Source organism: Rhodosalinus sp., from assembly GCF_041685465.1.
Classification (GTDB): Bacteria; Pseudomonadota; Alphaproteobacteria; order Rhodobacterales; family Rhodobacteraceae; genus Rhodosalinus.
In genome coordinates, this window is record NZ_JAWLFS010000301.1 from 1 (window position 1) to 3,150 (window position 3,150).

Below are 3,150 nucleotides of genomic sequence, written 5' to 3' on the forward strand. Positions count from 1 at the left end.
ATCGCGTCGGGGAGCTGCGCGAGGGGCAGGTCCGCCCCCTCCGTCAGCAGGAAACGCACGACGATCGCCGCCTTCTGCCGGCGGCTCAGGCGCGGCGCGGTCGGCGTGGCCACGGGCGTGTCGGGCGGGGCGAGTTGCGGCTGGCGGTCCATGGCGGCTCGGCGTCAGGATGGTGTCGCGCCCGTCAAAACAGCCCGGCGTGAATATTCACTGAACGCCGGATACAGAAAGGGCGGCCGCGCGGCCGCCCCTTCACCGGATCGCGGGCCCTGCCGCGTCAGCTCATGACTTCCTTCACGCAGGACTGCTGCTCGGAGTCCCAGACCATGCCGTCGGCGCAGGACATCGCCTGATGCGACTTGCCGGCGCACATCGCCATCGACATCGCGGGCACGAGGGTCAGCGCCGTGGCGGCGGCGAGGATCTTCAGCTTGGACATCTCACACTCCCTTTCGCTGGCTCGTGAAAGGGTAGCATGACGCAGGGTCAGATCAATCGCGCGTCGTGCCGAAAACGCGCGCAAAGATCGTGTCGACGTGTTTCAGGTGGTATCCGAGGTCGAACTGCGCCTCGATCGCCTCTTTTCCGAGCGCTGCGACGACCTCTTCATCGCCCAGCAACTCGGTCTGGAAGTCGCGGCCCTCTTCCCAGACCTTCATCGCGTTGCGCTGCACCATCCGGTAGGCGGCGTCGCGCGTCACCCCGGCCTGCGTCAGCGCCAGAAGCACCCGCTGGCTCATGGCGAGGCCGCCGAGGCGGTCCATGTTGGCCTGCATCCGCTCGGGGTAGATCACCAGCCTGTCGATCACCTGCGTCAGCCGCGCCAGCGCGAAGTCGAGCGTCACCGTGGCATCGGGCGCGATCACCCGCTCGACCGAGGAATGCGAGATGTCGCGCTCGTGCCAGAGCGCCACGTTCTCCATCGCCGGGATCACGGCCGAGCGCACCAGCCGCGCGAGCCCGGTAAGGTTCTCCGAGAGCACCGGGTTGCGCTTGTGCGGCATGGCCGAGCTGCCCTTCTGGCCGGCGCTGAAGAACTCCTCGCCCTCCAGCACCTCGGTGCGCTGCATGTGCCGGATCTCGGTCGCGACGTTCTCGACCGAGCTTGCCACCACGCCCAGCGCCGCGAAGAAGGCGGCGTGCCGGTCGCGGGGGATGACCTGCGTGCTGATCGGCTCGGGGCTCAGGCCCATCTCTGCGCAGACGTGCTCCTCCACCCGCGGGTCGACGTTGGCGAAGGTGCCCACCGCGCCGCTGATCGCGCCGGTGGCGATCTCCTCGCGCGCGGCGACCAGGCGGCGGCGGCCGCTGTCCATCTCGGCATGGAAGCGTGCGAAGGTGAGTCCCATCGTGGTGGGCTCTGCGTGGATGCCGTGGCTGCGCCCGATGCGCACGGTCTCCTTGTGCTCGAAGGCGCGGCGCTTCAGCGCCGCGAGCAGCGCGTCCATGTCCGCGATCAGGATGTCGGCGGCGCGCGTGAGCTGCACGTTGAGGCAGGTGTCCAGCACGTCGGAACTCGTCATGCCCTGATGCACGAAGCGCGCCGCGTCCTCGCCCACGATCTCGCCCAGGTGGGTGAGGAAGGCGATGACGTCGTGCTTGGTGACGGCCTCGATCTCGGCGATGCGGTCCACGTCGAAACGCGCGTCCTTCGCTTTCCAGACCGCCGCGGCGTTCTCCTTCGGGATGACGCCCAGCTCCGCCATCGCGTCGCCCGCGTGCGCCTCGATCTCGAACCAGATGCGGAAGCGCGTCTCCGGCGACCAGACGGCGACCATCTCGGGGCGGGAATAGCGGGGGATCATGCGGCGCTCCTCTCGGGTTCGCGCGGGGTCTAGACCGCGCCGCCCCCCGAGACAAGCGGCTCAGCCGCCCCCTGCGAGGGCGAGAAGCGGCAACAGGAGAAGCGCCGCGATCCCCACGCCGAGGCCGCCGTCACTGCCCCCGTCGCTGCTGTCGTCGCTGTCGTCCTCCGCGGTGTCCTCCTCCGGCTCCTCCTCGGCGGGCGGTTCGGTGCCCGCGGCCTCGGCGACCGCGGCCGCGAAGCTCTCGGTCATCTCCGGTCCGTCGAAGGTCGCCTGAAGGATCTCGCGCGGGCCGAGGTCGGCCGAAAGGGTCGTGCCCTCCACCGTCGCGCCGTCCGGGTCCTCGGTCACGGTGGCGCGGGACTCGGTGCTGCCGGGGTCCTCGCCCTCGCCCACGCCGATGCGCGTCAGCGTCACCGCGCCGGGATCGGAGACAAGGTTCGACAGATCGACCTGTGCCTGCTCCGACGCGTCGGTCGTGTTGGCGAGATAGGCCACCATGCGGTCCGGCGCGGCGAACATGTGCACGTCCACATTGCCGTCGTCGGTCGAGGTCTCGGTTTCGCGCGACTCGGCGTTCAGGTCCACCGCCCGCGTGCCGGGCAGGGCCGCCTGCATCTCGGCGAAAAGCGCGCCGGCCGGCGTCGGCTCGGTCTCGCCCACCTCGCCGCCGAGCGTGTTGGCGGTGTTCTGCTGGAGCGGCCAGACATGCGCCGCCTCGACATTCGCGAGGCCCATCGCCTCGACCACGTTCAGAAGCTCGTGCGCCTGATCGAGGCCGTAGTCCTCGCCCTGATCGTAGAGCTGGGTCGAGTCCGAGCGGTTCCACTCGGTCACATAGATATCGAGCTCCGGCCGATCCTCCTGCCAGGTCATGTCGATGGTATCGAGCTCGAAATAGCGGCTGTTCTCGTTCGCCGGTGCCTTCGAATAGAGATGCGTCACGACGGCGTCGATCGCCGACCCCTCCGTCTCGTCGAGCTCGTTCCGGATCAGCGCGTCGGCCACCCGGGGCCAGGCGACCTCGCCGTTCGCGTATTCATAGGTCGCGGTGTCGAGGGTGACGTCGTAGTCCTCCTCGATCGCGTCGAGGATGTCGCGCGGCGCGTCGAGCTCGGCATACTGCGGTTGCAGGTCCGCGAAATTGTAGTTCTTGCCCGACTGCATGAGGATGTCCGTCTCCGCGAAGCGGTCGGCGCGGGGGTGGGCGGTCAGCTCCTCGTCCACGATGCGCGCCATCTCGCTTGCGACGCGACCGTATTCGGTCGAACTCATCTCGCCGCTGCCCCAGTACTCGTTGCCGATCTCGATGGCCTGAAGCTGCGGGTCGCCATAGGCGCCGTCG

General features: G+C 69.0%; 3 protein-coding genes. All 3 read right to left on the bottom strand.

The features are described 5' to 3' along the window. Positions 1 to 277: 277 nt before the first annotated feature. On the bottom strand, positions 278 to 439 hold the full coding sequence (locus tag ACESL7_RS14770) for a carbohydrate-binding module family 14 protein (protein WP_372894058.1): 162 nt from the start codon (positions 437 to 439) through the stop codon (positions 278 to 280). A 52-nt stretch (positions 440 to 491) separates the two neighbouring features. Further along, positions 492 to 1,805 carry an adenylosuccinate lyase gene (gene purB, locus ACESL7_RS14775; RefSeq protein ID WP_372894059.1) on the bottom strand — a complete coding sequence of 438 codons (1,314 nt, stop codon included), beginning with the start codon at positions 1,803 to 1,805 and terminating at the stop codon, positions 492 to 494. A gap of 60 nt (positions 1,806 to 1,865) precedes the next feature. Further along, positions 1,866 to 3,150 (bottom strand): type I secretion protein (locus ACESL7_RS14780; protein WP_372894060.1); only part of this gene is annotated, 1,285 nt, incomplete at its 5' end.

What these genes read in the sequence shown, in the direction of transcription:
- ACESL7_RS14770 (WP_372894058.1), bottom strand. Translation starts at nt 439, where the DNA reads ATGTCCAAGCTGAAGATCCTCGCCGCCGCCACGGCGCTGACCCTCGTG.
- purB (WP_372894059.1), bottom strand. Translation starts at nt 1,805, where the DNA reads ATGATCCCCCGCTATTCCCGCCCCGAGATGGTCGCCGTCTGGTCGCCG.